Below are 26,699 nucleotides of genomic sequence, written 5' to 3' on the forward strand. Positions count from 1 at the left end.
CAGCCTTGCACACCCCTCGCCGCCGTTGCCCGTGCGACCGGTCACCTCCACGCGAACACGGGCTGTTCCAGGTCGTCGATTCGGGTGCTTCGGCGATGGAGCACGACTTCGCGGAACTGGTACACCACCGCAGCGGTAGGTGCGTGGACGAGATGACCCCGGAACGGCCACTGGATCACCGGCTTGTCCGATTCCGGAATGGTGACGAACCGGGGTTCACTGTCGAGTTCGGACTCGGTGACGGCATAGAGTGCGGCGACCTCGTCCGGGTTGGGAACGAGATCGCCGATCGCCGCATCCACCCAGACGACGTAGGGCGAGATGACGTAGCCCGAGCGGGTGATGTAGTCGTCCAGGCGGCCGAGGATGCCGCCGGGATCGGCGCGCAATCCGAGTTCCTCGTGCAGTTCGCGCAGCGCGGCCACGTCGGGGGTCTCCCCGTCGTCGAGGCGTCCGCCCGGCAGTGCGAACTGACCGGGATGAGATCGCAGGCGCGTCGGTCGGCGAGTGAGCGGCACGACCGGGTTGCCGTGGCCGTCGTCGAGTACGGCGACGACCACCGCGGCGTGACGCCGGCCGTCCAGGGGCAGAAAACGGGGCTCGAACGCGGCGAGCGCCGACCCGGCCTCGCTCGGGTCCAGGGGGTTCCGGACAGTCATGGCACCGACATTAGGCGGTGGGAACTGCGATTCTGCGCATGGATTACCGAATCGCTCCGTCCGGCGCCCCCTGCCGGTGCATAGTTGTTCGACGAAACGAACAGATTCAGGGGCACACGAGGACGTGAGCATGCAGCGCACCATCCGATCGATGGCAGAGGTCCGGCGGGGAGTCGCAGAGCGGGTGGTGGGACGCGTCCGCGAGGCCGATCTTCTGCTCGCCGCGATCGGGGCAGGGCGTGACGTACTCCTCGAGGGGCCGCCGGGGACCAGCAAGTCCACCCTGCTCGGGGCCATCACCGCCGAGCTCGGCAGTCCGCTGATGTTCGTCGAGGGGAACGCCGATCTGACGCCGGCGCGCCTGGTCGGGTATCACGATCCGGCACGGGTGCTGTCCGAGGGCTACCACGAGGACAACTTCGTGCCCGGACCGCTGGTGGCGGCGATGCGCGACGGTGGCGTGCTCTACCTCGAGGAGTTCAACCGATCGCCCGAGGACACACTCAACAGCCTGCTGACCGCGATGGCGGAACGGCGGATCACGGTGCCGCGGGTGGGCACGGTGACAGCCGATCCGGCGTTCCGCGTGGTGGCCTCGATGAACCCGTTCGACAACATCGGCACCGTCCGGTTGTCGATGAGTGTGCACGACCGGTTCTGCCGGCTGTCGGTGAGTTATCAGGACACGCGAGCCGAACACGAGATCGTCGTCCGACGGACCGGATGCGGGTCGGCACGGCTCGTCGCCGATGCGGTAGCCCTCACCCGTGCGACGCGGGAGCACCCCGATCTGAGGGGTGGGTCCAGCGTCCGCGGCGCGATCGACCTGACCCTGGTCGCCATACAGCTGTTCGATATGCGCGGGGTTGCCGACGATCTACCGGACTCGACCGACCCACCGCGGGATCTTCCGTCGGACTACACCGACGCTGTGCTCGACGCGCTGCTGGTGGCGCTGTCCGGACGGATCGCGGTCGACGAGGTCTCCGAAACCACTCCCGAAGCGGTGCTGCGGGAGATCTGGCAGGACCACTTCCTTCTCCGTCCTGCTGCCGCCGCCCCCGGTTGAAGGTCCGTCCCCGCCGAGAGCCCCGTGCACCATCGTGCTCAGCGCCACTCCACCGGCCGGGGAAAGCCGTTCCGGCGCAGGCCGAAGCAGCTGTCCCTCGACCCGGCCCTGTACGAGCACCGCGGTGGCGGCCAGGGTCTGGCAATGGTGGGTGGCCCGCATCGCGCCGGGCGTACCCCCGGATCGGGAGCGGGCGCGGGTCCCGGGCAGACCGACGAACCGGCCGAGATACTGCACCTGGCCGATCTCGATGCCTCCGGTCCGGTCGCGGACGCCGAGGTCCGACGCCGGGCACGCGAGATCGCTGCGCGGCTGTCCGTGCCGCGCCCACGACGGCGTCGTGCGCCGCGGAGGGGCCTCGGCAGGCTGCAGAGCCTGCCGTATCGGGACGGTGCCGAGGAACTCGATCTCGACCGCACTGTCGAGATTCTCGCCGAAGATCCGTTCGCGCGGTCCACGGATCTGGTGATGCGGGATCGGATCCGCGATCGCCGGAAGGTGGTACTCGTCGTCGACATCTCCGGCTCGATGCGCGGCGAGCGCATCCGCACCGCCGCGGCCGCGGTCGGTGCCATGGCCGGCGAGTTCGGACACGACGATCTGGCCGTGGTGGCCTTCTGGTCCGAAGCCGCTGTCCTCAGTGCCCTCGGGGAGCCGGTCTCCCCCGCCGGGCTCGTGGACCTGCTGCTCCGGATCCCGAGCAAGGGCCTCACCAACGTCGGCTTCGCGCTCGAGGTGGCACGAGGTCAGCTCCGGGACGTACCTGCGGACGAGGGACGGGTGCTGCTCCTGTCGGATTGCGTGCACAACGCCGGGCCCGATCCGAGGACCGCGGCAGCCTGGCTCCCCCGGCTCGACGTGCTCGCCGACATCTCCGGCGAGCACGATCTGCTCACCGCTCGCGACCTTGCGCGGGCCGGGAGGGGACTCGCCCTGCCCATCCGTCGACACCGGGACGTCGCTGCAGCGATCTCGCGTGCATTCGGCGCCTGACGGGCCGGTCGGTGTTTGCTTGTGCTGGTGGTTGGGGGTTTTGCGGCGAGTAGTGTTCGGTAATTTTTTGATTTCCGTCAGCGGCGGATTTTCAGCACAGCGAGCGGGAGATGCGGTGTTCTAGGAATCTTGAGTTTCCGTCTGATTCGAAGTCGGTTGCAGCGCCCGCGCCCCGCGCACTCCTCGACCAGGTGCGATCCGGGTTCTGTGGGAACGACGGAGAAGGTGCCCAGCCACATGCCTCGCCCGGTGGTCGGCCTTGTGACGTACTTCATCCCTCCCCCGTACCGGCATCCGTGCGGGCCGGACGTCTCACCGGCAGCTACCACCGCCGGCCGAGGTCACAGGGCGCGCCATGATCCGCTGCCGCGGGGAACGGCCGAGAAGGACCCGCGATTCGTTTCCGGCCGGCGCCGCATGCAAGGGCGTGGCCCCGCAGGGGTTCGACGCCGCGAAGACTCCACTCCCTCCGGACGGGGTCGTCGGTGACCGAGCGCGGACGCTCGTGGTGCGGAGGGCGCTGAGCGCGGACCCGGGTAACACCCTGCGCATCGTCGGCACGCATCCGCGGGTGCTGCCCTCCCCCGGCCTTCAGCTCTCGAGGCGCTTCTTCAGACCGGTGAGCGTACTGTCGACCAGGCCCTTGATCACGCGATTTCGCAGGAATCCGGGCAGCGGCAGATTGTGATGGATCGTCAGCTCGTACGTCACCGAGGTTCGGTCGGGGCCGACGGCGACGAGTTGGTAGCGGCCCTCCTGTCCGGTCTGCAGGCGTCCTTGGAGCATCGTCCAGCTCATGCCGTCGTCTCGGTGCTGGTAGGTGAGGGTGTAGCTGTCGGTGCCGACGGTGGCCGACGCCTTGAACCGGGCGGTGCGCGGAAGTCCGGTCTCCTGCTCGACCTCGAGCACCTCGGCCTCGAGGATCTCGGGGATCCACTCGGTCTGGCTCTCGATGTCGCGGATGGTCGTGAGCACGCTGTCCAGGGGGGCGTCGACCTCGATCGTCTTGGTGGCGCTGTCAGTGGGCATGCTCACCGTCCCCGTAGTAGCCGAGCCGCAGGAGTTCGGTGATCTCGCTGATCAGCGGCATCCGAGGGTTCGTGCGATTGCTCAGGTCCTGGAACGCGGTCATCGCCAGCTCCGGCAGCGCGGCGACGAACTCCTCCTCGGGGACGCCGATCTCCTTCAGGGTGCGCGGCACCTGCATGCGACGGAGCAGGTCCTCGACGCCCTGGAACAGCCGTCGGCGGCTCTCCTCCGGGTCGTGCCCGCCGAAGACGATCCGCCCGAGCTGGGCATACTTCTCCGGCGCGACGTACGCGGAGTAGCCGGGGGCCGGCATGAACTTGGTCGGCAGGCTGGCGTTGTAGCGGAGGGTGTGGGGCAGGAACACGCCGTTCACCCGCCCGTGGGCGATCCCGAACCTGGCGCCGACGGAATGCGCGAGTGCGTGGTTCGTGCCGACGAACGCGTTCGAGAAGGCGAGACCGGCAAGGGTGGCGGCATTGGACATGTCGGTGCGGGCGGGCAGATCGTCGGGATCGTCGTACACCCGCGGCAGCGCCTCGAAGATCAAGCGCGCGGCCTGGACACAGAACGCATCGGTGTAGGGCGAGGCGAAGATGGAGGCCACCGCTTCCAGCGCGTGGGTCAGGGCGTCGATTCCGGTGTCGACCGTCAATGTGCGGGGCATCGAGAGGGTGAGCATCGGGTCCACGATCGCCATGTCCGGAACCAGGGAATAGTCGACCAGGGTTTCCTTGCGGCCGGCGACGGTGAGGACGGCCGCGGGTGAGACCTCCGAACCGGTGCCGGCGGTGGTGGGGATCGCCACCAGCCGAAGCTTGTGCGGATCCTGCGGGTACTCCGCCATGCGCTTGCGCGGGTCGAGGAACGGCAGGCTCAGCTCGGCCAGGTCCTTCTCCGGATGTTCGTAGAACAGCCGGATGGCCTTCGCCGCGTCGATCACCGACCCACCGCCGATGGCAACGAGCAGGTCCGGCGGGTTCCCCTCGAGCAGGGTGACTCCGCGGCGGATGGTGGCCTCGTCCGGTTCCGGCTCGACCTCGCTGAACACCTTGACGTGTTCGGCACGCAGGTGGGCGCGCAGTTCGTCGACCACTCCCCGCTGCTCACTGAGCGCGTCGGTGACGACCACGACGCTGGTGCAGGGGACGTCGCGGAGGTTCTCGAGTGCACCGGCATTGAAGAAGGTGTTCGACGGTACCCGGAACCACTGCGGCGGAGTTCGCCGGTGCGCGACGGTCTTGATGTTGAGCAGTTGCTGATAGTTGACGTTCTCGGTGGTGCTCGACCCGCCCCACGTGCCGCAACCCAGCGAGAACGTGGGCGTCAGATTGTTGTAGATCCCGCCGAGAGCCCCCACCGCAGTCGGAGCGTTGACGAGGATCCTGCCGGTGCGTACGGCCCGGCCGTACGCGTCGATCACCGCCGGATCGGTGGCGTAGATGGCGGAAGTGTGGCCGAGACCGCCGTGTTCGGTGACGAGGACGGCGGCGTCGATGCCGTGCTGGACGTCGCGGGCCCGCACGAGGCCCAGGACCGGCATCAGCTTCTCCTGCACCAGGGGGTGCGCCGCGAGCCGTTCGAGGTCGGACGGTAGCGGCGCGAGCAGCACCTTGACCGCGGGATCCACCGTGAAGCCCGCGCGGGCAGCGAGTTCGGGAGCCTGCTGGCCGAGCGCGGCGAGGTTGACCTTGTCGCCGCAACCGAACGCGAAATCGGCGATCGCCTCCGCCTGTTCGTCCGTGAGCAGGTGCGCCCCCATCCGTTCGAACTCCGCGACGGTGGCGTCGTAGATCTCGTCGTCGATGATGCAGGTCTGTTCGGCGGGGCAGATCACGGAGGCGTCGAAGGTCTTCGAGATCAGGATGTCGACGACGGCGCCCCTGATGTCGGCCGTGCGGTGCAGGTAGATGGGAGCGTTGCCCGGACCCACACCGAGGGCCGGCTTGCCGGCGGCGTTGGCCAAGGCGACGATCTTCTGGCCGCCGGTGACCCAGATGAAGTCGACCTTCGGGTGTTTGAACAGGTAATGGGTGACCTCGTGAGCGGCGTCGGGGATGACCTGGAGCGCGCCCGGGGGCATGCCGGCGGCCTCCGCCGCCGCGCGCAAGATCTCTACCGTGCGCTCGCACGAGCGCACGGCGAAAGGCGACGGGCGGAAGATGACGGCGTTCCGGGTCTTCGCCGCGACGATCGCCTTGTACAGCACGGTGGACGTGGGGTTGGTGACCGGGGTGATGGCCAGGACGACGCCGATGGGTTCGGCGACACGGACGATGCTGTGTTCGACGTTCTCCTCGATCACTCCCACGGACTTCTTGTCCTTGAGGTAGTCGTAGAGGAATTCGGTGGCCACGTAGTTCTTGACGACCTTGTCCTCGAAGACGCCGAATCCGGTTTCCTCGATCGCGACCGCTGCGAGTTCCGCGGCCGCCCGGATGCCGGCCCGCACCATCGCTTCGACGATCGCATCGACCTGTTGCTGGTCGAGGGTGCGGAACTGGGCCGCTGCCGCGGTCGCCGTGTCGACAACCGCGTCGACCTGCTCGTGCCGGACCGGACCGGCATCGACGGCGGGAGTGGTCTGCGCTGTGGCCGCGTCGCCGGAGCTGTCGACGGCCTGGGATCCGGTGCCGTTCCGGGTTTCGGTCATGTTGTCTCCTCGGACTGGAGATGCCCGTCGCGCCTCGGTGTGGCCGCGGCTTCTGTTCGCGACAGTACTCGCGGCACGGGGGGTTGACTGCGGTCTTTGGACCCTGACCGTGGGCCTTTCGCGGACCTGTCCCGCCGCTGGGAAACGAACGATCCCGGGGCCGGAACGGCGCGGTGTATCGGCCCGGGTGTACAGACGCGAACGAGGCGGCCCCGGAAATCCGGGACCGCCTCGTTCGTCGGTCGGGCTGACAGGATTTGAACCTGCGACCACTTGACCCCCAGGTCGGGGGCTTGAGGACCTGAGCGTGAACCGACTGTCTGTAGTCGTCTGTCCTCGTCTGTCGCTGTCGGTGGTTCAGGCGTGAAATCGAGTGGTCGAACGTGACGTTGGTCCCCGCCGGGTCCCCGGTGGCATAGCGCGTCGGCCGCTGGCTCCGCCTCCCCGTCGCTATGCGGTTTCGTCTTCGCCGAGGAGCCGTCCAAGTAGCGCGGCCAGGTCCCTGACGCGCGTCGTTGCGACCTCCCAGACGAGCTCGTTGTCAATGACGGCGTACCCGTGGATGAGCACGTTCCGGAAAGCGACGATCCGTGGCAGGTCCGGGATCAGGGTGGCGGTGTCCGGGTCGAGACGGCTGAGCCTGTTGAGCGCCTCGCCGATGATCTCGAACTGTCGCTCAACTGCTGAGCGGAGCATCGCGTCGCTCTCGTACTCGTTCCATGTCCGGTCCGCGACGAACTGGGCGATCAGCCGAGCGGCCTTACGGGCGTCCCATAGCAGCCCCGGCGCCTCAGGCCGCATAGACCTCGTGCCCGTTCTCCTCGACCGAGGCAGCGAAGTAGGGATTCTCCAGGGCAACGGGAGAGACAAGATCGACCGGGTGGCCGAGCAGGGCCTCCAGCGACTCCTTGAGACCGAAGTAGGCGTCGAAGCGGTTCACGACGTCGTCGCGGAACTCGACGAGGAAGTCGACATCACTGGTCGACTCGTTGAAACGTTCGGTGACGGCCGAGCCGAAGACGACCAGCCGCTTTACGCCGTACCGCTCGCAGGTCTCGGCGATCGCCGCGCGATCAAGCACGAGAGGCCCAGCCATGACGCTCTCCTTCCCCTCCCGGAGTCGACTTGCACCAGTCTGGCACGTCATGCCATCGGCACCCGACAATTCTGCCCGCGGGACAGGGGGCTGACGCTCTCGAGGGGCACGCCAAATCGTTCCGGAGCGACCTCGACGGCCGCCGAAGCTGCGTGAGACAGAACGGCTGGCCGTCGAGGTTGATCCGTGTCCAGGGAGCGGGAGTCACTTGGTACCCACCCCCCTCGCGCTGCGCCGCGCAGCGGCGCCCCTGATCTTCGAATAGTCCAATTCGGCAACGTATGGCCTTGTGGCGGTGTCGTGCCGGGTGATGTGTGGCAGATCGGTGCCAACTGATGTGCGACATGCGCAGCCGAGGAGATGGCCGGCGTTTACCTCTCTGCGGCAGATCCGCGCGAGTGGCACCGGGTTACATGAGGTTGACCAACCTCCGTGGAGGACTTGGCAAGGAGTGTGCTCGTCACCGGCGCCGCGCGTGGCTTCGGTCGGGCCTGCGTCGAGGTCTTCTCGGCGGCTGGCTGGAACGTCATCGCCGCGGCACGTGCCTTCCTTCAAACGCTGCAGCGGATCCGCGAGCCGCCTGGGTCCGCTGGGATGTCACCGACGACGACACCGAATCTCTGGTCGACGCGGTCGCCGGCCGCCCCTTGAATCTCCTGGTCAACAACGCGGGCTGTGGCACGCCTGGGACCGCGAGACGCTCAGTTCAGTTGTTTCACGAAGCGGCGTTCCAGCCGCGACGACGGCGCGTCACGCTTGGACTGCTTCGTGCGAACCCATCCGGATCGCTCGTAGACAGCGATGGCTCGCTGGTTGTCGTCGATCACCCATAGTTCCAGCGCGTCGAAGCCAAGCGCCCGGGCGTCGGCGTCCACCTCGGTCAGGAGCCCGCTCGCCACTCCCGCCCCCCAAGCGTCGGGATCAACTGCCAGGTAGTAGAGCTCAATCGCTGATGCGTTCGGGGCGAACAGCGCAAAGCCGGCGGGGACGCCGTCCCGCCGAGCAAGCAGCAACCGTGCTCCGCCCAAAGCCAGCTGGCGCTGAACACCCACGAGCGCCTCTTCGACCGAGGCTTCCTTCGGTTCACCGTCTCGACGAGCCTTTGCGCGCGCCTAGATCGCTGCAGACGACCTCGCCGCCTCCCGCTCGTTGCCGCGAGTATCTCGCTCAAACGCAACTGCCTTCACCGGGACAGCCTCTCAAGGATCGGTTCGCCGCCCAGATGCGGACCGAGGGGCGCGCTCGTCGCGGTCAAGTCCCACTGACAGCCCCGAATCCAACCCGTACCCGGTAGCTCGGCGGCGCGGCGCAACCTATCGACGATCGCCTCTGCATCGGTGGCGCCACTCAGATCCACCCAGATCGGATGCAATGCCTCCACTGACAGGTGATGGTGTGCATCCACGAACCCGGGCATAACGAGGCGACCCTCCAGGTCCACCACATCGCTGTTCGGGTAGCCAGCGGCGATCTCGGATGGACCCACCTCAAGTATGAGCCCGTCCTTAATGGCGACCGCCTGCGCTGTAGGCAGCCGAGAGTCCATGGTGCGTATATCGGCATTGGCGATCAGCAAGGGCGCTGTCACAAATCACATCGCCTACGACTACCAAGGCGCCGCCCGGGACGCGATTCATTACCCCAAGAACGTCGACCGGCTCTGGCAGAACATGCGCCGCGTGGTCGGCTACGACGTGCAGTACATGGGCACCCTGGAACCCCAACGCCGGCTCGCACCGCACCTGCATGTGCTGATTCGCGGCACCATCTCCCGAGCCGACCTGCGCCAGATCGTGGCCGCCACCTACCACCAGGTCTGGTGGCCGGCCACCGACACCGTCCGCTACGACGGCCACCACCTGCCGGTCTGGGACGAGGACACCGAGACCTACCTCGACCCCGACACCGGCGAAGCCCTCCCCACCTGGGACGAGGCCCTCGACGCCCTCGACAACGACCCGGACGCAAAGCCCTAGCACGTGGTCCGGTTCGGCACCCAGCTGCGCGCCGAAGGCGTCCTGGCCGGCTTGCCGCAGGCCGACCGGTGCATCGGCTACGTAGCGAAGTACCTGACCAAGGACATCGGCTCCATCCACGACCCCGACCAGGCCAGCCCCCGCCAGATCGAGCACCACGACCGGGTCTGGCAGGCGCTGCGTACGAACCCTGCTCCCCCACCTGCGCCAACTGGCTGCGCTACGGCATCCAACCCCGCCATCCCAAGGCCGGGCTCACCCCGGGCTACTGCAAGGGCAAGGTCCACCGCCGCGAGACCCTTGGCTTCGGCGGGCGCCGCGTCCTCGTGTCCCGCAAGTGGTCCGGCAAGACCCTCGCCGACCACCGCGCCGACCGACGCGCCTGGGTCCGCGACCCCCTCGGCCTGCCCGACGACCCCGACGCCGACAAGTACCTCTGGGTCCAGGCCGCCCCCACCGATCCCGACGTCCTCCCCCGCGAGAGCCGACTCCTGCTTGCCATCGCCGACCGCAGCCGCTGGCGCGACCAGCTCCGCCGCGCGCTCGACGAGGCCCGCGGAGTGACCACGACAGAAGACGTCCCGGCAACCCGACCCGCGGCCTGAGCCGACCCCGACGCAAGGAGGAAGACCATGACCGAGAACCAGCGAGGCCTGCTGCTGACGACCGAGGAGGTCGCCACTCGTCTGCGGGTGAACCCCTGCACCGTCCGGCGCTGGCGGCTCGACGACGTCGGCCCCATGTTCCTCGAGGTGGGCAACATCTACCGCTACCTGGCCGACGAGCTCGAGGCTTGGATCGCGGGGAGCGTTCGCACTAGCCTGGCCTCGTGAGCGGCGAGAAGCTGCCTCCCCTCGGCGTCCGTCTGACGGTGGACGTCGAGGAGGTCTCCCGCGTCAAGGGCACCGTCTACAAGGCGCGGGTCCGGTGGACGCACCCGGTCACCCACCACCGTGAGGGCACGAAGCGGGTTTTCGACACCCGGAGTGAGGCAGATGCGTGGCTTCGTCGGATGCAGACGACCGCAGACACGGGCGTGGACCCGGGCCAGACGCTGAGCGACTACTGCACGCACATGGGGACCGTTGGACCCGCGGCATCGATCCGACCTCCACCTACGACCCGTACTCGACCGGCCTGCGTCGTCGCGTCCTGCCCGCCCTCGGACACCTGCCGGTCGGACTGATCACCGCGGGCCTGATCGACCGTGCCATCGACAGGTGGGAGCAGGACTACGGTCGCTCGACCGTCAAGAACACGGTCGCTGTGCTGGTCCTGGTTCTCGATGAAGCGGTCCGCGACGGCATCATCACGCGCAACCCGGCCAAGGATCGGGCACGGCGCAAGACCGCCGGCCTTCTTTCGGCAGTGCTGACCAGGGCCCCGGCAACCCGCGGGACCTGGCTCTGCCCGACGTGGCAACCCTCGACCGGCTCGTCGCCCGGGTGGTCGAGGCGGGCGGGCACCAGTCCTGGGGCGACATGGTCACGATCCTCGCCACCACCGCCCTGCGAATCGGCGAGGTCTCCGAACTGCTCGTAGGAGACGTCGACCTGCACCGCGGCCTGATCCACGTGTTTCGGCAGACCTATCCGGGGCGCGGCAAGCTGGTGACCAAGGAGACGAAAGGCCGCCGTCGGCGCACCGTTCCGATCATCGAGCCGCTGCGTCCGACGCTCGAGCGCCTCACCGCCGGCCGCGACTCGACGGCACGGCTGCTCACCGCCCCACGGGGAGGCGTGATCACCACGGCCACGCTTCGTGACGCGACCCGCTGGGACGACGTCGTCCGCGAGATCGGCCAGCCCGGCCTCGTACGACACGGGCTGCGGCACACCGCGCTGACCTGGATGGCCGCCGCGGGCGTCGAGCTGCACATCCTCCAGCGCGTCGCCGGCCACCAGGACCCAGCCGTCACCAGCCGCTACCTGCACCCCGACGTGCAGGCGATGCTGGACGCCGGAGCTGCGTTCTCGGCCTGGTGGTCCCCTTCTGGTCCCCAGCGTCCCAACCTTGCAGTCGTTCGACGGAGCCGCGGTGGGACAAAAAAGGGGCCTGACCTGCATGAACAGGTCAGGCCCCAGAAAGTCGGGCTGACAGGATTTGAACCTGCGACCACTTGACCCCCAGTCAAGTGCGCTACCAAGCTGCGCCACAGCCCGTCCGCGCTCTCGTCGAGCGCTCGTTGAGATTACAACAGAGACGGACCGATTCACCAATCGCCTGGTCACGGCACTTTCGGACGCTACTTGCTCCGGCGGTCCCGTTTCTCGCGCACGCGCACGGAGATCCGCACCGGGCTGCCCTCGAAGCCGAACTCCTCGCGCAGTCGCCGTTCGAGGAAGCGGCGGTAGCCGGCTTCGAGGAAGCCGGTGGTGAACAGCACGAAGGTCGGCGGTCGGGTGCCGGCCTGGGTGGCGAACAGTACCCGGGGCAGGCGGCCGCCGCGCATGGGCGGCGGAGTCGCGGCGATGACCTCCTTGAGCCAGGTGTTGAGACGGCCGGTGGAGATGCGCTTGTCCCACGACTCGAGGGCCGTCTCCATGGCCGGCACGAGCTTCTGCACGGCCCGGCCGGTCTTGGCGGAGATGTTCACGCGCGCCGCCCACGGCACGCGCAGCAGGTCGCGTTCGATTTCCCGGCCCAGCTCGTAGCGTCGGTCCTCGTCCACGAGGTCCCACTTGTTGAAGGCGATGACGAGGGCGCGGCCGGCGTCGGCGACCATCGAGATCACCCGCTGGTCCTGCTCGGTGATCGGTTCGGAGGCGTCGATCAGCAGCACCGCGACCTCGGCGGCCTCGATGGCGCCGCGGGTGCGTAACGAGGCGTAGAACTCGGCGCCGGAGGCGGTGTTGACGCGTTTGCGCAGACCGGCGGTGTCCACGAACCGCCAGGTCTTGCCGCCGAGTTCGACGAGGGAGTCCACGGGGTCGACCGTCGTGCCGGCGACGTTGTGGACCACGGATCGTTCGTCGCCGGCCAGCTTGTTGAGCAGGCTGGACTTGCCGACGTTCGGTTTGCCGACCAGTGCGACACGACGCGGCCCCTGTCCCCCGGTGCCTTCCCGCGGAGTCTGGGGCAGCACCGCGAGCAGTTCGTCGAGCAGATCACCGGTCCCGCGACCGTGGGTGGCCGACACCGAATACGGCTGTCCCAGGCCCAGCGACCACAGTGCCGCCGCCTCGGACTCGACGCGATCGTCGTCGACCTTGTTCGCGACGAGCAGCACCGGCGTCTTGGACCGGCGCAGCACCTTGGCCACCGCCTCGTCGACGGCGGTGGCCCCGACGGTGGCGTCGACGACGATCAGGATCGCGTCGGCCGTGCGCATCGCGATCTCTGCCTGCCGCGCGACGGACTGTTGCAGGCCCTTGGCGTCGGGTTCCCAACCGCCGGTGTCCTGCACCATGAATCGGCGACCGTTCCAGGTGGCCTCGTACGAGACGCGGTCGCGGGTCACGCCCGGCACGTCCTCGACGACTGCTTCGCGACGACCGATGATGCGGTTGACCAGGGTGGACTTGCCGACGTTGGGACGTCCGACCACGGCGACGGTCGGCACGGGCACGAACTCTTCGAGCTCGGCAGCCCCGGCGAGCTCGAGATCCCAGTCCGATTCCTCCGACCAGGTGCCGTCACCGGCGAATTCCGTCACGTCCTCGCTCACAGGGTCGCTCCCGTCTGCTCGGCGACCACGGCGGCGAGCGCGGCGATCACTTCGTCGATGTCCATCTCGCTCGTGTCGACGACGATCGCGTCGTCCGCCGCGCGCAGCGGGGACACCGCGCGGGTGGAATCGAGGTGGTCGCGGTGCTGCACCGCGGCGAGCACCGCCTCGTAGTTGTCGCCGCGGCCTTCGGCGATGTTCTGCTGGTTGCGCCGCTGCGCCCGGGCCTCGGCGGAGGCGGTGAGGTAGATCTTCACGTCCGCGTCGGGAAAGACGGCGGTGCCGATGTCGCGGCCTTCGACGACGATGTGTCCCGCGTCACGACCGATGCGCTGCTGCGCTGCGACGAGGGTCCGGCGGACGGCGGGAACGGCGGACACGGCCGAGACGGCGCCGGTGACCTCCGCACCGCGGATGATCTCGCGGACGTCCTCCCCGGCGAGCCGGATGTCCTCGGTCTCCGGGTCGGTGCCGATCGACCAGGGCAGGGACTCGGTGGCGGCGGCGATGGCGGCCGGGTCGGTCAGGTCCGCGCCTGCACGCAGCACGTGCAGGGTCGCGACGCGGTACATGGCGCCGGTGTCCAGGTATGCCGCGCGGAGGAGCCGTGCGAGTCGCTTCGAGACGGTGGACTTTCCGGTGCCCGAGGGACCGTCCATGGCGACGACGAGGGAGCTCACAGGCCCACCGCCTGGTAGAGGCCGCCGACTTCCTTGCGGCCGAGCACCCGGAGGGTGCCGGGTCGCTGGTCGCCGAGCGCGACGGGTCCGATGTCGGTGCGCACGAGGCGGATCACGGGGTGGCCGACGGCGTCGAGCAGGCGCCGCACGATGTGCTTGCGGCCTTCGTGCAGTTCGAGGCGGACCAGCGATTGGCCCTCGTTGACCTGCAGGAGCGCGAAGGAATCGACCTTGGCGGGGCCGTCGTCGAGTTCGACGCCGGCGCGCAGCTGCTTGCCGATCCCGCGCGGGAGGACACCCTTGACGGTGGCGAGGTAGGTCTTGGTCACCTCGTAGGAGGGGTGCATGAGCCGGTGAGCGAGTTCACCGTCGTTGGTGAGCAGCAACAGTCCTTCGGTGTCGGCGTCGAGCCGGCCGACGTGGAAGAGGCGCTGGCCGGCGGCGACGCGTTCGGAGACGATGTCGCCGACGCAGGGGCGGCCGAGGTCGTCGGACATGGTGGACTGCCAGCCGCGGGGCTTGTTGAGCACGAGGTGGACGAGGCCCTTGTCGACGACGACGCGGATGCCGTCGACGCGGATCACGGCGTTCTCCGGGTCCACGCGCAGGCCCTGCTCGGTGACGATGGAGCCGTCGACCTCGACGCGACCGGCGGCGATGAGTTCCTCGGCGGCCCGGCGGGACGCGACTCCGGCCTGGGCGAGGACCTTCTGCAGGCGCACGCCTTCGCCGGCGGGCAGTTGCGGGCGTTCTGCGGCGTGCTGGTGCCGGGCGGGTTTGGCGTTGCTGATCTTGGGCAGGGTCGCCGGGCGCTGGGCCAGGGGTTTGGGGGCGGCGGGACGGCCGCGCTTGTTGAGCGGGGTGTCGCCCTTGCGGTGTGCCTTCTTGGGTGTGGCCGCGCGGGCGGTGGGTTCGCCCCGTCGTTCGCGGGGTGGGTTCCCTGCGCGGGAGGTGGTTTTTCTGCGGTCCGGTGTGCCATCACGGCGAGCGGGCTTGTGCACTTTTTTCCTGTCTCAATCGGGATCGAACGGCGCGGGCGAGGTGGACTCGGTGCGCGGGTTCCTTCCCATTCTCGCAAATCGTGGGTCGGCCTCGAGACTTTCGCTGATGTCGTCGATCACATCGACGTCCGGAAGCAGCGGCGCGAGGGGTGGAAGATCCTGCAGAGAGGCCAGCCCGAGGCGTTCGAGGAACAGTTCGGTGGTGACGTAGCGGGTGCCGCCGGTCTCGGGGTCGGTACCGTCCTCGGCGATCAGGTCGCGGGCGAGGAGGGTGCGCATGACGCCGTCGACGTTGACGCCGCGGACCGCGCTGACGCGGGCGCGGGTGACGGGCTGGCGGTAGGCGACGACGGCGAGGGTCTCGAGGGCGGCGCGGGTGAGTTTGGTGCGGGCGCCGCCCTGCAGGAGACGTTCGACGTAGGGGGCGTAGTCGCGGCGGGTGTAGAAGCGCCAGCCGTCGCCGGCGTAGCGCAGATCGATGCCGGAGCCGCGCGCGTCGAGGTCGGCGGCCATGCGGTGCAGGGTGGTCTCGACGCGGGTGGCGGTGACGCCGATGGCGTCGGCGAGCTGGGCGTTGGGGGCGGGGGTGTCGACGACGAGCAGCAGTGCTTCGAGGGCGGCGACGAGTTCGTCGTCGCTCATCTCCAGCAGTTCCGCGTCGAGTCCGTGCATATCGGGGTCCGGTGTGGCGCTGCTCACCCGTAATCCTCCTCGAATGTGGTGACGGCGTCGTCGTTTTCGCCGGTCCAGGCCACGTGCAGCGGCCCGAGCGGTTCGGGTTGGTCGAAGGTGACGGCTCGTTCGCGGTAGAGCTCGAGCAGGGCGAGGAACCGGGCGACGACCTGCAGGCCGTTGTCGCATTCGGCGACGAGGTGGCCGAAGGTGGCCCAGGTGCCGGCGCCGTGGGCGCGCAGGAGGGTGAGCAGGCGGGCGGCCTGTTCCGGGACGGAGACGCGGGGGGTGTGGAGGTGGTCGAGGCCGACGCGGGGGGGCGGTTTGGGCTGGAAGGCGGCGGCGGCGATCTCGGCGAATCGGGTCGCGTCGACGCCGAGGACGACCTCGGGCAGGAGGTTCTCGTACTGCGGTTCGAGGGAGACCGCGCGGGGGTAGCGGCGCAGGGCGGCGGCCTCGAACTCGGCGAACCGGTCGGCGATCTGTTTGAAGGCGCGGTACTGCAGCAGGCGGGCGAAGAGCAGGTCGCGGGCCTCGAGCAGGGCGAGGTCCTCGGGGTCGTCGACGTCGCCGGACGGCAGGAGGCGGGCGGCCTTGAGGTCGAGCAGGGTGGCGGCGACGACGAGGAATTCGGTGGTCTGGTCGAGTCCCATCCGGGGGCCGAGGGCTCGGGTGTAGGCGATGAATTCGTCGGTGACCTCGTGCAGGGCGACTTCGGTGACGTCGAGGCGGTGCTGAGAGATCAGGGTGAGCAGCAGGTCGAAAGGACCTTCGAAGTTGCGCAGTCGTACTTGGAATCCCGCGGGGGGCGCGGCGGGCTGGGCCGGATCCGGAGCGGTCGGGCCTGGGTGGTCCACGGTCACGGGTTATCGGCCGGAGCGGTGGATCACTTCGCGGGCCAGGGCCCGGTAGGACTCGGCGCCGGCGGATTTCGGCGCCCAGGTGGTGATGGGTTCGCCGGCGACGCTGGTTTCGGGGAATCGCACGGTGCGGGCGATGACGCTGTCGTAGACGAGGTCGCCGAAGACCTCGACGACGCGGGACATCACCTCGCGGGCGTGCAGGGTGCGGGAGTCGAACATGGTCACGAGGATCCCGGCGAGGCTGAGCTTGGGGTTGAGCCGGTCGCGCACCTTGTCGACGGTGTCGTTGAGCAGGGCCAGTCCGCGCAGGCTGAAGTACTCGCATTCCATCGGGATGATGACCGCGTCGGCGCAGGCGAGCGCGTTGACGGTGAGCAGGCCGAGGGACGGCTGGCAGTCGACGAGGATGTAGTCGTAGCGGTCGAGGACGGGGTACAGGGCCCGGCCGAGGGCTTGTTCGCGGCCGACCTCGGAGACGAGCTGGATTTCGGCGGCGGACAGGTCGATGTTGCTGGGGAGCAGGTCCAGTCCTTCGACCCGGGTGTGCAGGAGCACGTCGTCGACGGAGATGCCGCGTTCGACGAGGAGGTTGTGCACGGTCAGGTCGAGGTCGTGGTGGGCGACGCCGAGCCCGGCGGACAGGGCACCTTGGGGGTCGAGGTCGACGAGCAGGACGCGGCGGCCGTATTCGGCGAGGGAGGCGCCGAGGTTGATGGTGGAGGTGGTCTTGCCGACCCCGCCCTTCTGGTTGCACATCGCGATGATCTTCGCGGGCCCGTGGCTGGGCAGCGGCTGCGGTTCCGGGACGTACCGGCGAGGTCGTCCGGTGGGGCCGAGTTCGGCCTCGGGTTCCGCGGTGTGGGCCGGATCCGGGTCGGTGTGGGCTGTGTCGGCGTCGGCCCGGCCGTGGAGCAGGGCGTGCTGCGCGGCAGGCGCTGTGTTCGCGGCGGGCGCTGTGTCCGCTGCGGGCGGTTGTGGTGTCGCCACTGTCCCCTGCTCCCCCTGTCCTGCTCGCTCGGTTGTCGGGTCAACGCTACCGCTTCGGATGGTGCGATGGCGCCGTGGACACGCCCTGCCGTCGCGGCCGCTACCGGGCGCGGGGGTGGGCCCCGGCCCATACCTCGCGCAGCGCACCGGCTGTGACCTGCGTGTAGATCTGGGTGGTGGTCACCGAGGCGTGGCCGAGGAGTTCCTGGACCACGCGCACGTCGGCGCCGCCGTCGAGGAGGTGGGTGGCGAAGGAGTGGCGCAGGGTGTGCGGGGAGACGGCGGCGGTGATTCCCGCCCGGCCGGCGGCGGTCTGCAGTACCTGCCAGGCGCTCTGCCGGGACAGTCGGCCACCTCGGGCGTTGAGGAACAGGGCCGGGGTGTGTCCGGTGGCCAGGGCGGGGCGGCCGCGGACCAGGTAGGCGTCGACGGCGGCCAGGGCGGGACGGCCGACGGGTACGACGCGTTGCTTGCCGCCCTTGCCGCGCAGCAGCACCGACCGGTGGGTGGTGTCGAGGTCGTCGACGTCGAGGCCGACGGCCTCGGAGATGCGCGCACCGGTGGAGTACAACAGTTCCAGCAGCGCCCGGTCGCGCAGGTCTCGTGGACCGTCGGCGCTGGTGCCTGCGGCGTCGAGGATGGCCGATACGTCGGCGACCGGCAGGGCCTTCGGCAGACGCCGGCCCGCGGCGGGGGGTTTGACGGCGCGGGCGACGTCGACGGGGGTGCGCCCTTCGGTGGTGGAGAAGCGGTGCAAACCGCGCACGGCGACGAGGGCTCGGGCGGCGGAGCTCGCGGCGAGGGCGGGCCTGCCGCGTTCGAGGTCGCCGCGGCGCAGCGCGGTCACGAAGTCGCCGACGTGTTCCTCACGCACCTCGGCGAGATCGTCGATGCCGAGGTCGGTGAGGTGCTCGAGGTATCGGGTCAGGTCCCGACGGTAGGAGGCGAGGGTGTTGGGGGCGGCCCCGCGTTCGACGGTGAGGTGGTCGAGGTAGGCATCGAACTGCCGGGCCAGCACGGCGTCAGTTCCCCAGGCTCTTGGTGCGCAGCAGGGCGCGGGGCCGGTCGGGCCACTCCGCGGCGGCCGGGCGCAGGGCTCCCCCGTCGCGGCGGGTGGCGGCGAGAGCGAGGATTCCGGCGACCGCGGTGGCGTTGACGATCTGTCCGCCGAGCACCATGGCGACGGCCTCGTCGACGGGGACGCGGCGGATCTCGAGGTCCGCCTCCTCGTGCTCGGGGTCGGGCCGGTCGACCGTGGACAGGTCCCGGGCCGCGTATACGCGCACGGCCTCATCGGTGAATCCCGGGGAGAGGGCGAGGTCGACGAGCAGGTCCCAGCGGGCGGCGGCCAGGCCGGTCTCTTCGGTGAGTTCCCGGCGGGCCGCGTCGAGCGGGTCCTCGCCGGGCGCGTCGAGCAGCCCGGCGGGCAGCTCCCAGAGGCGGTGGCCGAGCGGGTGGCGGTACTGGTGGATGAGGATCAGCCGATCCTGTGCGTCGACCGCGGCGATCGCGACGGCGCCGTGGTGTTCGACCACCTCCCGCTCGGCCTCGTGCCCGTCGGGCATGGCGACCCGGTCCACACGCAGCGACACGATGGCGCCGGTGTGGATCCGGCGCGTGGACAGCGTCCGGAACTCGTGTCGCTGCGTCACGGTCGGCTACTTCCCGCCGGCGGTGGCGTTCTCGGACACGGTGGCGTCCTCGGACACGGTCGCCACCGCGTCGCCGCCGTCGACCCGGGCGTGGTCGGCGTCGTCGCCGTGCACGTCCACGGGCAGCCGCTCGGCGGCCTTGTACCGGATCGCGGCCGCGACGAACGCGGAGAACAGCGGGTGCGGCCGGGTGGGGCGGCTCTTGAGCTCGGGATGCGCCTGGGTGGCCACGAAGAACGGGTGCACGTCGGCGGGGTATTCGACGAACTCGACGAGATGCCCGTCCGGGGAGGTGCCCGAGAAGGCCAGCCCCGACTTGGCAATCCGGTCGCGGTAGGCGTTGTTGACCTCGTAGCGGTGGCGATGCCGCTCGGAAACCCGTTCGCTGCCGTAGGCACGGGCGACGACCGAACCCTTGGCGAGCACGGCCGGGTAGGAGCCGAGCCGCATCGTGCCGCCCAGGTCGGCTTCTCCGGCAACGGCCTGCTCCTGATCGGCCATCGTGGAGATCACCGGATGGGTGGTGTCGGGGTCGAATTCGGCGGAGTTCGCGTCGGCGATGCCGACCGAGCGGGCCGCTTCGATGACCACGCACTGCAGGCCCAGACACAGGCCGAGCAGCGGTATCTTGCGGGTGCGGGCGTAGCGGATCGCGCCGAGTTTGCCTTCGATGCCGCGGATGCCGAAGCCCCCGGGGATCAGGACCGCGTCCACGTCGCCGAGCGCGGCCTGGGCGCCGGCCTCGGTTTCGCAGTCGTCGGAGGGTACCCAGCGGATGTCGACCTTGGCGCGGTGCGCGAACCCACCGGCCCGCAGCGCCTCGGTGACCGACAGGTAGGCGTCGGGCAGGTCGACGTACTTGCCGACGAGGGCGACCCGCACGGTCTCGCGCGGCTGGTGCACCCGGTCGAGCAGATCCCCCCACACGGTCCAGTCCACGTCCCGGAACGGCAGGCCGAGCTGGCGGACGACGTAGGCGTCCAGGCCTTCGCGGTGCAGGACCTTGGGGATGTCGTAGATCGACGGGGCGTCGGGGCAGGAGATGCAGCCGTCGACGTCCACGTCGCACATCAGCGCGATCTTCGCCTTGAGGGCTGCCGGGACCTCCCGATCGCAGCGCAGCACCAGCGCGTCGGGTTGGATGCCGATGTTGCGCAGCGCCGCCACCGAATGCTGGGTGGGCTTGGTCTTCAGCTCACCCGACGGCGCCAGGTAGGGCACGAGGGAGACGTGCAGGAAGAAGACGTTGCCGCGACCGACGTCGTGGCGGACCTGGCGCGCCGCTTCGAGGAAGGGCTGGGACTCGATGTCGCCGACGGTGCCCCCGATCTCGGTGATGACCACATCGGGAACGTTGCCGTCCTTGTCGGGGCCGGCCATCGCCATGATCCGGTTCTTGATCTCGTCGGTGATGTGCGGGATCACTTGGACGGTATCGCCGAGGTACTCGCCGCGCCGCTCCTTGGCGATGACCGTGGAGTAGATCTGGCCGGTGGTGACGTTGGCGGCGGCGTTGAGATCGCGGTCGAGGAAGCGTTCGTAGTGGCCCACGTCCAGGTCGGTCTCGGCGCCGTCCTCGGTGACGAAGACCTCGCCGTGCTGGAAGGGGTTCATGGTGCCCGGATCGACATTCAGATAGGGGTCGAGCTTCTGCATGGTCACGCGCATTCCGCGCGCGGTGAGAAGAGCGCCCAGGCTCGATGCCGTCAGCCCCTTGCCCAGCGAGGAGGCGACGCCCCCGCTGACGAAGATGTGCTTGGTGGCGGTACGCGAGTGGCGTGACTGTGGCAAAGAAGCTCCCGTGACGTCTGGTGCAGGACTTCGGACTGATGGCGGAACTACTGGGGCCTGCACGACCCACGGAACTTCACGGTAACACCTGTCGCGGGTCCCGCGTGCACGACTCGCCCGGATCGGACGGGGATCACACCGGCCGCCGTGCCGCGCACGTCAGCGGGCGGCGGTTCCGACGGTGACGGCGCCGGCGTTGGGCCCGGTTCCGTACCGGCCGGACACCCCGGCGAGTTGTTCCTGCAGCGCCAGCACCGTGGTGATACGGCCGGATTCGCGGTCGACGGTGTCGACCGTGGACAGACCGGCCGACAGCGCCGCGTCGGCCCGCACCACGGCGACGGCCCCGTTGCCGACGGCGGCGCCGGGCCGCCCGGCCAGGACCGTGCCGGCACCGCGGGAGTCGAACGCGGCGGTGAAGCGGGCCAGCAGCGCACCGCGGTTGCCGCCGGCCTCGGCCCCGGCCTTCCCGTCGCCGGTGACGACGATGGCGGCCTGCGCGGGCTCGACGGTCCCGTCGTCGTATGCGACGAATCCGCCGCCGCGCAGCGTGGACAGGGCGAGGTCGCGTTCCTGGGGTGTGCTGCGCGGTTGCGCGTTCGCCGGATCGACGAGCAGCACGGCGCCGAGCAGGTCTCCGGCCAGGCTGCCCTGGTCCACGGCGCCGGTCTGCAACTGCACCCCGGCGGGCACGACGTTGGTGACGGTGGTGCGCAACTGGTCGGCGCCCGCGGCGTCGACGAAAGACTCGGTCAGCGAGATCCGGCCGGTCACGGCGGCGCCCGCGGCTTCCACGGTGCGGATCACCGCGTCCAGGTCGGCGGGGTCGGTGTCGGGGGTAGCGATCATGAGCACCGTGCGGCCGGCGAGCGTGTCGCGCACGACGCGTCCGGACACCGCGGCGTCGAAGCTGTCCGCCGCGTTGAGCTGCTCGGTGAGCGCGTTGGCGCGGTCCTCGGCGTCCTGCAGCCGGCGCTGCAACTCGGACCGGTCGTCGCGCAACCCGGTGACGACGCTGTCCGACAACAGCCCGGAACCGAGGGCGATGCCCACGGCCAGGGCGAGGAAGACTGCTGCGATCGATATTGCGTGGTGACGCAACGAGATCACGCGGTCAGCCCCTGCACCCACACCACGAGGCTGTCCCAGCTCTGCACGGCCCAGTCCACGACGTCGCCGCCGAGGTTGGACACGATCAGGGCGACGATCACGGCGATCAACGCGGCGAATACCAGCAGGGCGATCACCCCGCCGGAGACGCGGCTGCGGTAGAGGGTGGCGACGGCCTTGGCGTCGACCAGTTTCGGCCCCACCTTCAGCCGGGTCATGAACGCCGACGGGTTGCTGTCACGGCGGCCCTGGTCGAAGAACTCGTCGAGCGAAACGGTGCTGCCGACGGTGACGATGAGGGCGGCGCCGTGATGGTCGGCCAGCAGCAGCGCCAGGTCGGCGGGGGCACCGGTGGCGGGGAACGTCATCGCGCCGATGCCCAGGTCCTGAATCCGTTCGAGACCGGGTGCGTGACCGTCGTGATCGGCCGGCAGCACCACCTCGGCGCCGGACTTGAGGGTCTCGGTGCCGATCTCGTCCGGGTCGCCGACGATCAGATCCGGGCGGTACCCGGCCCGGACGAGCGTGTCGGCGCCGGTGCCGACACCGACGAGGATCGGCGAGTACTCCTTGATGAACGGTTTGAGGTTCTTCAGGTCCTGCTCGTGGTCCGGTCCGTCCGCGACCACCACCACGTGCCGGTCGCGCAGGTCCACGTCGACGTCGGGCACTCCGACCCCGTCGATGAGCAGCGGGCTCTCCGAGCGGATGAACTCGATGGTGTTGCCCGAGAACGCCTCGAGGTGGTCGACCAGACCGGTCTTCGCCTCGATCATGCGGTCGGAGATCTCGGTCTCGGTCTGCTCCTCGCCCTGGATCAGCAGCCGCTCCCCGGAATAGACCCCGCCCTCGTGCAGGCGGACCTTGGCGCCGTCCTTGATCTTCTTGAACACCTCGGGACCGGTGTTGTCGATCAAGGCGATGCCGTTGGCGACGAGCACTTCGGGACCCAGGTTCGGGTAGCGCCCGGTGATCGACGTGGAGGCGTTGATCACGGCGGTCACCCCCGCCTCGACGAGCGCGTCGGCGGTGACACGGTCCATGTCGACGGCGTCGAGAACGACGATGTCGCCGGGACCGACCCGACGCAGGAGCTTGGCCTGGTTCTTGTCGACCCGGGCAATGCCGCTCACTCCGGGCAACGTTTCGTTATTGCGTGACAGCAGCGCCGGCATCTTCATGGCATCGATGATGAACCCGGGCCGCGGCCGGGCAACGGAGGCGCGCCGGGCGGGATCAGCCCCGTCGTTCGGCGTGCGCGGTGGCGAGCAGTTCCTCGGCGTGGGCCCGGCCCGTCTCGGTGTCGCCGAGACCGGCGAGCATGCGGGCGAGTTCGGCGACTCGTTCGGTGTCGGTGAGGGTGCGCACCCCGCTGCTGACGACACCGCCGGCGTCGTCGACCTTGTCGACGACGAGGTGGGTGTCGGCGAACGCAGCGACCTGCGGCAGATGGGTGACCACGATCACCTGATGCGTACGCGACAACCGGGCCAGGCGCCGGCCGATCTCGACCGCCGCGCGACCGCCGACCCCCGCGTCGACCTCGTCGAACACCATCGTGGCACCGCGTTCGGATCCGGCCAGCACCACCTCGAGCGCGAGCATCACGCGGGAGAGCTCGCCGCCGGAGGCGCTGCGGGCGATCGGCAGGGACCGGGCGCCGCTGTGCGCGGCGAGCCGGAACTCGACATCGTCGACACCCGACGTGCCGGCGTGCAGCAAGCGCCCGCCGACCTCGAGAGGGGCGCTGTCCTGCGGTCCCGCCTCCCGGTCCCGCACCTGCACGTCCAGGCTCGCCCGTCCCATCGCCAGGCCGGAGAGTTCCTTGCTCACCGCCTTCGCGAGCTTGTCGGCAACCTTCCTGCGGGCGGCGGAGAGAGCGGTGGCGGCTTCGGCGGTCGCGGCGGCCTCGCGATCGGCGCGTGCGGCGAGCTCGGCGACCGCGTCGGCGGACACGTCGATCCGCGACAACCGTTCCCGGGCGTCGCGGGCCCACGCGAGCACACCGTCGATGTCGGCGGCGTACTTGCGGGTGAGCGATTTCAGCTCGGCCTGGCGGCCGAGCAGCGTCTCGAGGGCGCCGGGATCGGACGGCAGGTCCGACAGGTACCCGGACAGCTCGCCCGCGACGTCGGTGACCACGGCGATGGCCTCGTCGAGCCGGGGCCCGAGCTCGCGCAGCGCGGGGTCCTCGGCCGCCTCGAGGCGCGCCCGGGACTCCCCGAGCAGATCCAGCGCCGCCGCGCCGCCCACGTCGTCGCCGTCGCCGTCGCCGCCGGCGAGGGCCGCTTGGGCCCCCTGCGCGGAGTCCCGCAGCGAATCGAGGTCGCCGAGCCGGCGCACCTCGGCCACGATCCGGGTGTCCTCCCCCGGCTGCGGGTCGACGGCGTCGATCTCGTCGAGCGCGAACCGCAGGCGGTCCGCCTCCTGCGCGAGTTCGCGGGACTTCTCGGTGCGTTCGATCAGCTCGTCCCGTGCGGTCAGCCAGCGCCGGCGGTGTTCCTGGTACGTCGCCAGCAGCGACGTAATCGTCTTGCCGGCGAACCGGTCGAGCGCGGCGCGCTGCTGATCGGGTCGCAGCAGCCGCAGCTGATCGTTCTGGCCGTGCACGGTCAGCAGTGGATCGGTGAACTCCGAGAGCACCCCCACCGGGACACTGCGACCGCCGAGGTGGGCGCGGGAGCGGCCGTCGCTGCCGACGGTGCGGACCGCGATGATGCTGCCGTCCTCGTCGCGCTGGGCGCCGGTCGTCTCGAGCAGGCGTGCCACCTCCCGCTCGACGTGGCTGGGCACTGCGCCCGCCGCGCGCGAACCGCCGTCGGCGTCGATGCAGAACCGACCCTCCACGACGGCGCGGGCGGCGCCGACACGGACGCGGGTGGGGTCGGCGCGCACCCCCGACAGCAGATGCAGGCTGGTCACGACCATGGTCTTGCCGGCTCCGGTTTCACCGGTCAGGACGGTCAGACCGCCGTGGAACTGGGCGCCCGCCTCGGAGATGACCCCCAAGTTGTCGATCCGGATCTCGGCAAGCACCTCACAGTCTCCTTCCCCGCCAGCCCTTCACCGGAAGATCGAACTTGCGCACCATGCGGTCGGCGAACGGCGCCGAGTCCAGGCGCACCCATCGCACGGGATGCTTGCCGCGGACCACTTCGAGCCGTCCTCCCGCGGGCAGATCGAGGGTGCGGCGGCCGTCGCAGAACACGAGCCCGTCGTGGCTGCCGGCGAGGGTCTCCACGGCGATCAGCGATTCCGGGCTGGTCACCAGGGGCCGGGCGAACAGGGCGTGGGCGTTGCTGGGAATCACCAGCAACGCTTCGAGTTCCGGCCAGACGATCGGGCCGCCGGCGGAGAACGCGTAGGCGGTCGAGCCGGTCGGGGTGGCGATCAGCACGCCGTCGCATCCGAACGCCGACACCGGCCGCCCGTCGACCTCGAGTACCACCTCGAGCACGCCCAGGCGGGACTTGTTCTCGAGGCTGGCCTCGTTGAGCGCCCACCCCCGGTCGACGATCACGTCGTCGACCCGGATCGCCACGTCCAGCGTCATACGCTCCTCGACCCGGTACTCGCGGCGCACCACCTGCGCCAGCGCCTCCTCGAGGTGCTCGGCCTCGGCCTCGGCGAGGAAACCGATGCGCCCCAGGTTGATTCCGAGCACGGGCACCGTCGCGCACTGGGCCAGTTCGGCGGCCCGCAGGAAACTGCCGTCGCCGCCGAGCACGATCACCATCTCGCAGCCCCGGGCGGCCTCCGGTCCGGGTTCGACGATGCGGACCCGTCCCTCCGGTCCGGCCAGGGGACCCAGACCGGTGCTGGCGACCTCGTCGTCGAGCACCCGCAGCCCGATGCCCGCGTCGCCGAGGATCTTCGCCGTGCGCTGTGCCGTCGTGGCGATCTCGACCCGTCCCGAGTGGGACACGAGCAGGACCTCGCGGCTCGCGCGCTCCGGGCCGGGCGCTGCACTATCTGTGGTCACTGGGGTCCTTCCTGCACGGCTCGTTCGACCAGCTCGACCATCTCCGTGTCCGGTTCGGCCGGGCCCGGTTCTCCGGCGCGCAACCACAGGAAGTACTCGACATTGCCGGAAGGTCCGGGCAGCGGACTGGCCACCGCCCCGAGGGTACGCAGCCCGAGAGTCTGAGCCTCGCGAGCGACACCGAGGACCGCCTCGGTGCGCAACTTCGCATCCCGGACGACACCGCCACTGCCCACTCGCTCCTTCCCCACCTCGAACTGCGGTTTGACCATGGGCAGCAGATCCGCGCCCGCAGTCACACACCGCACGAACGCCGGAAGCACCAGTTTCAGCGAGATGAACGACAGATCCGCCACCACCAGCTCGACCGGTCCCCCGATCGCATCCGCATCGATGTTACGCACGTTTGTTCGATCGATCACGTGGACCCGGTCGTCGGACTGCAGGCGCCACACCAGCTGGCCGTAGCCCACGTCCACGGCGACGACTTCCCGGGCGCCCTCGTGCAACAGCACGTCCGTGAAGCCCCCGGTGGAGGCCCCGGCGTCGAGACACCGCCGGCCGGCGACCCGGAGTCCCTGGGGGGTGAACGCCTCGAGGGCGCCGAGCAGCTTGTGGGCACCTCGTGACGCCCACTCCACCTCGTCGGCCACCTCCGTGACCAACAGGGGCGCCCCGGGATCGACCTGGGTCGCAGGCTTCGTCGCGACGGTGCCGTGGACGAGGACCCGCCCCGCGGCGATCAGTTCGCCGGCGTGCTCGCGGGACCGGGCGAGGCCCCGGCGTACCAGCTCCGCGTCGACTCGCGCTCGCCGGGCCACG

Annotated in this window: 25 protein-coding genes, 1 tRNA gene and 1 pseudogene; 5 read left to right on the forward strand and 22 right to left on the reverse strand. The window is 69.9% G+C overall.

Annotation, left to right across the window (positions count from 1 at the left end):
- Nucleotides 1-41: 41 nt before the first annotated feature.
- The gene (locus tag AC2IPW_RS12965) at nt 42-659 is read right to left on the reverse strand and encodes an NUDIX hydrolase (RefSeq protein ID WP_003937280.1); all 618 of its coding nucleotides are present in this window, start codon (nt 657-659) and stop codon (nt 42-44) included.
- Between the two features lie 130 nt (nt 660-789).
- Here AC2IPW_RS12965 and AC2IPW_RS12970 point away from each other — a divergent pair, with 130 nt between their 5' ends.
- Together AC2IPW_RS12970 and AC2IPW_RS12975 are read left to right on the forward strand one after the other, a co-directional pair.
- Nucleotides 790-1,728, forward strand: a complete 939-nt coding sequence (locus AC2IPW_RS12970) for an AAA family ATPase (protein ID WP_486374987.1) — start codon at nt 790-792, stop codon at nt 1,726-1,728.
- A 24-nt stretch (nt 1,729-1,752) separates the two neighbouring features.
- Entirely contained in the window at nt 1,753-2,721 is a 969-nt protein-coding gene (locus tag AC2IPW_RS12975; protein WP_486374988.1) for a vWA domain-containing protein, read from the forward strand.
- 591 nt (nt 2,722-3,312) lie between these two features.
- On the opposite strand, the gene AC2IPW_RS12980 is transcribed toward AC2IPW_RS12975, so the two are convergent.
- From AC2IPW_RS12980 to AC2IPW_RS13005, 6 genes are all read right to left on the reverse strand, one after another.
- Entirely contained in the window at nt 3,313-3,750 is a 438-nt protein-coding gene (locus tag AC2IPW_RS12980) for an SRPBCC family protein (RefSeq protein WP_486374989.1), read from the reverse strand.
- A complete protein-coding gene (gene adhE, locus AC2IPW_RS12985) occupies nt 3,740-6,400 on the reverse strand; it encodes a bifunctional acetaldehyde-CoA/alcohol dehydrogenase (RefSeq protein ID WP_486374990.1) in 2,661 nt (886 codons plus the stop codon). The genes AC2IPW_RS12980 and adhE overlap by 11 nt, the downstream gene beginning before the upstream one ends.
- A gap of 450 nt (nt 6,401-6,850) precedes the next feature.
- Nucleotides 6,851-7,201, reverse strand: coding sequence for a HepT-like ribonuclease domain-containing protein (locus AC2IPW_RS12990; protein ID WP_486374991.1), 351 nt, complete (start codon nt 7,199-7,201; stop codon nt 6,851-6,853).
- Complete coding sequence (locus AC2IPW_RS12995; RefSeq protein ID WP_486374992.1) at nt 7,191-7,496, reverse strand: nucleotidyltransferase family protein; 306 nt, start codon at nt 7,494-7,496, stop codon at nt 7,191-7,193. Before AC2IPW_RS12995 ends, AC2IPW_RS12990 begins: the two co-directional genes overlap by 11 nt.
- A gap of 701 nt (nt 7,497-8,197) precedes the next feature.
- Nucleotides 8,198-8,548, reverse strand: coding sequence for a GNAT family N-acetyltransferase (locus AC2IPW_RS13000; protein ID WP_486374993.1), 351 nt, complete (start codon nt 8,546-8,548; stop codon nt 8,198-8,200).
- Between the two features lie 131 nt (nt 8,549-8,679).
- A complete protein-coding gene (locus tag AC2IPW_RS13005) occupies nt 8,680-9,042 on the reverse strand; it encodes an amidohydrolase family protein (RefSeq protein WP_486374994.1) in 363 nt (120 codons plus the stop codon).
- Between AC2IPW_RS13005 and AC2IPW_RS13010 the strand changes: the two are divergent.
- The 3 genes and pseudogenes from AC2IPW_RS13010 to AC2IPW_RS13020 all read left to right on the forward strand — a co-directional run bounded on the left by AC2IPW_RS13010 (nt 9,041) and on the right by AC2IPW_RS13020 (nt 11,595).
- Nucleotides 9,041-10,077 (forward strand): annotated as a pseudogene (locus AC2IPW_RS13010) (replication initiator). The gene AC2IPW_RS13005 and the pseudogene AC2IPW_RS13010 overlap by 2 nt on opposite strands.
- A gap of 27 nt (nt 10,078-10,104) precedes the next feature.
- Nucleotides 10,105-10,305 (forward strand): helix-turn-helix domain-containing protein, encoded by a 201-nt coding sequence (locus tag AC2IPW_RS13015; RefSeq protein WP_450121473.1) that lies wholly within the window; start codon nt 10,105-10,107, stop codon nt 10,303-10,305.
- Nucleotides 10,306-10,887: 582 nt separating this feature from the next.
- On the forward strand, nt 10,888-11,595 hold the full coding sequence (locus AC2IPW_RS13020; RefSeq protein WP_486374995.1) for a tyrosine-type recombinase/integrase: 708 nt from the start codon (nt 10,888-10,890) through the stop codon (nt 11,593-11,595).
- Here the strand turns inward: AC2IPW_RS13020 and AC2IPW_RS13025 are convergent.
- The 15 genes from AC2IPW_RS13025 to AC2IPW_RS13095 form a co-directional block, all read right to left on the reverse strand.
- Nucleotides 11,561-11,634 (reverse strand) — tRNA-Pro (locus AC2IPW_RS13025). The two genes, AC2IPW_RS13020 and AC2IPW_RS13025, sit on opposite strands and share 35 nt — an antisense overlap.
- 83 nt (nt 11,635-11,717) lie before the next feature.
- Nucleotides 11,718-13,139, reverse strand: a complete 1,422-nt coding sequence (gene der / locus AC2IPW_RS13030) for a ribosome biogenesis GTPase Der (protein WP_003937289.1) — start codon at nt 13,137-13,139, stop codon at nt 11,718-11,720.
- Nucleotides 13,136-13,798: a (d)CMP kinase gene (gene cmk / locus AC2IPW_RS13035; protein WP_054375182.1), complete on the reverse strand. Its 663-nt coding sequence runs from the start codon at nt 13,796-13,798 to the stop codon at nt 13,136-13,138. The genes der and cmk overlap by 4 nt, the downstream gene beginning before the upstream one ends.
- Before the next feature lie 17 nt (nt 13,799-13,815).
- Nucleotides 13,816-14,820 carry a pseudouridine synthase gene (locus tag AC2IPW_RS13040; protein WP_486374996.1) on the reverse strand — a complete coding sequence of 335 codons (1,005 nt, stop codon included), beginning with the start codon at nt 14,818-14,820 and terminating at the stop codon, nt 13,816-13,818.
- Between the two features lie 12 nt (nt 14,821-14,832).
- Complete coding sequence (scpB, locus tag AC2IPW_RS13045; RefSeq protein ID WP_486374997.1) at nt 14,833-15,519, reverse strand: SMC-Scp complex subunit ScpB; 687 nt, start codon at nt 15,517-15,519, stop codon at nt 14,833-14,835.
- The gene (locus AC2IPW_RS13050) at nt 15,516-16,355 is read right to left on the reverse strand and encodes a segregation and condensation protein A (RefSeq protein ID WP_450121469.1); all 840 of its coding nucleotides are present in this window, start codon (nt 16,353-16,355) and stop codon (nt 15,516-15,518) included. The genes scpB and AC2IPW_RS13050 overlap by 4 nt, the downstream gene beginning before the upstream one ends.
- A 3-nt stretch (nt 16,356-16,358) precedes the next feature.
- Entirely contained in the window at nt 16,359-17,342 is a 984-nt protein-coding gene (locus AC2IPW_RS13055) for a ParA family protein (protein ID WP_289381604.1), read from the reverse strand.
- A 100-nt stretch (nt 17,343-17,442) separates the two neighbouring features.
- Nucleotides 17,443-18,360 carry a site-specific tyrosine recombinase XerD gene (xerD, locus tag AC2IPW_RS13060; protein WP_450121468.1) on the reverse strand — a complete coding sequence of 306 codons (918 nt, stop codon included), beginning with the start codon at nt 18,358-18,360 and terminating at the stop codon, nt 17,443-17,445.
- Nucleotides 18,361-18,364: 4 nt separating this feature from the next.
- Complete coding sequence (locus tag AC2IPW_RS13065) at nt 18,365-18,994, reverse strand: NUDIX domain-containing protein (protein ID WP_450121467.1); 630 nt, start codon at nt 18,992-18,994, stop codon at nt 18,365-18,367.
- Nucleotides 18,995-19,000: 6 nt separating this feature from the next.
- The gene (gene pyrG, locus AC2IPW_RS13070; protein WP_081005380.1) at nt 19,001-20,785 is read right to left on the reverse strand and encodes a CTP synthase; all 1,785 of its coding nucleotides are present in this window, start codon (nt 20,783-20,785) and stop codon (nt 19,001-19,003) included.
- A 159-nt stretch (nt 20,786-20,944) separates the two neighbouring features.
- Entirely contained in the window at nt 20,945-21,895 is a 951-nt protein-coding gene (locus tag AC2IPW_RS13075; RefSeq protein WP_371383325.1) for a copper transporter, read from the reverse strand.
- A complete protein-coding gene (steA, locus tag AC2IPW_RS13080) occupies nt 21,892-23,076 on the reverse strand; it encodes a putative cytokinetic ring protein SteA (protein WP_450121466.1) in 1,185 nt (394 codons plus the stop codon). Before steA ends, AC2IPW_RS13075 begins: the two co-directional genes overlap by 4 nt.
- 55 nt (nt 23,077-23,131) lie before the next feature.
- A complete protein-coding gene (gene recN / locus AC2IPW_RS13085) occupies nt 23,132-24,931 on the reverse strand; it encodes a DNA repair protein RecN (RefSeq protein ID WP_450121465.1) in 1,800 nt (599 codons plus the stop codon).
- A 1-nt stretch (nt 24,932) separates the two neighbouring features.
- Complete coding sequence (locus AC2IPW_RS13090; protein WP_003937301.1) at nt 24,933-25,877, reverse strand: NAD kinase; 945 nt, start codon at nt 25,875-25,877, stop codon at nt 24,933-24,935.
- A complete protein-coding gene (locus AC2IPW_RS13095; RefSeq protein ID WP_450121464.1) occupies nt 25,874-26,698 on the reverse strand; it encodes a TlyA family RNA methyltransferase in 825 nt (274 codons plus the stop codon). Before AC2IPW_RS13095 ends, AC2IPW_RS13090 begins: the two co-directional genes overlap by 4 nt.
- Between the last annotated feature and the right edge of the window lies 1 nt (nt 26,699).

The sequence above is a fragment of the Rhodococcus sp. NS-SX18 genome (assembly GCF_057367935.1).

Excerpts from the sequence above, each read along its gene's own strand:
- AC2IPW_RS12965 (WP_003937280.1), bottom strand. The coding sequence starts at position 659 with ATGACTGTCCGGAACCCCCTGGACCCGAGCGAGGCCGGGTCGGCGCTC.
- AC2IPW_RS12970 (WP_486374987.1), top strand. The coding sequence starts at position 790 with ATGCAGCGCACCATCCGATCGATGGCAGAGGTCCGGCGGGGAGTCGCA.
- AC2IPW_RS12980 (WP_486374989.1), bottom strand. The coding sequence starts at position 3,750 with ATGCCCACTGACAGCGCCACCAAGACGATCGAGGTCGACGCCCCCCTG.
- adhE (WP_486374990.1), bottom strand. The coding sequence starts at position 6,400 with ATGACCGAAACCCGGAACGGCACCGGATCCCAGGCCGTCGACAGCTCC.
- AC2IPW_RS12990 (WP_486374991.1), bottom strand. The coding sequence starts at position 7,201 with ATGCGGCCTGAGGCGCCGGGGCTGCTATGGGACGCCCGTAAGGCCGCT.
- AC2IPW_RS12995 (WP_486374992.1), bottom strand. The coding sequence starts at position 7,496 with ATGGCTGGGCCTCTCGTGCTTGATCGCGCGGCGATCGCCGAGACCTGC.
- AC2IPW_RS13005 (WP_486374994.1), bottom strand. The coding sequence starts at position 9,042 with ATGGACTCTCGGCTGCCTACAGCGCAGGCGGTCGCCATTAAGGACGGG.
- AC2IPW_RS13015 (WP_450121473.1), top strand. The coding sequence starts at position 10,105 with ATGACCGAGAACCAGCGAGGCCTGCTGCTGACGACCGAGGAGGTCGCC.
- cmk (WP_054375182.1), bottom strand. The coding sequence starts at position 13,798 with ATGGACGGTCCCTCGGGCACCGGAAAGTCCACCGTCTCGAAGCGACTC.
- steA (WP_450121466.1), bottom strand. The coding sequence starts at position 23,076 with ATGAAGATGCCGGCGCTGCTGTCACGCAATAACGAAACGTTGCCCGGA.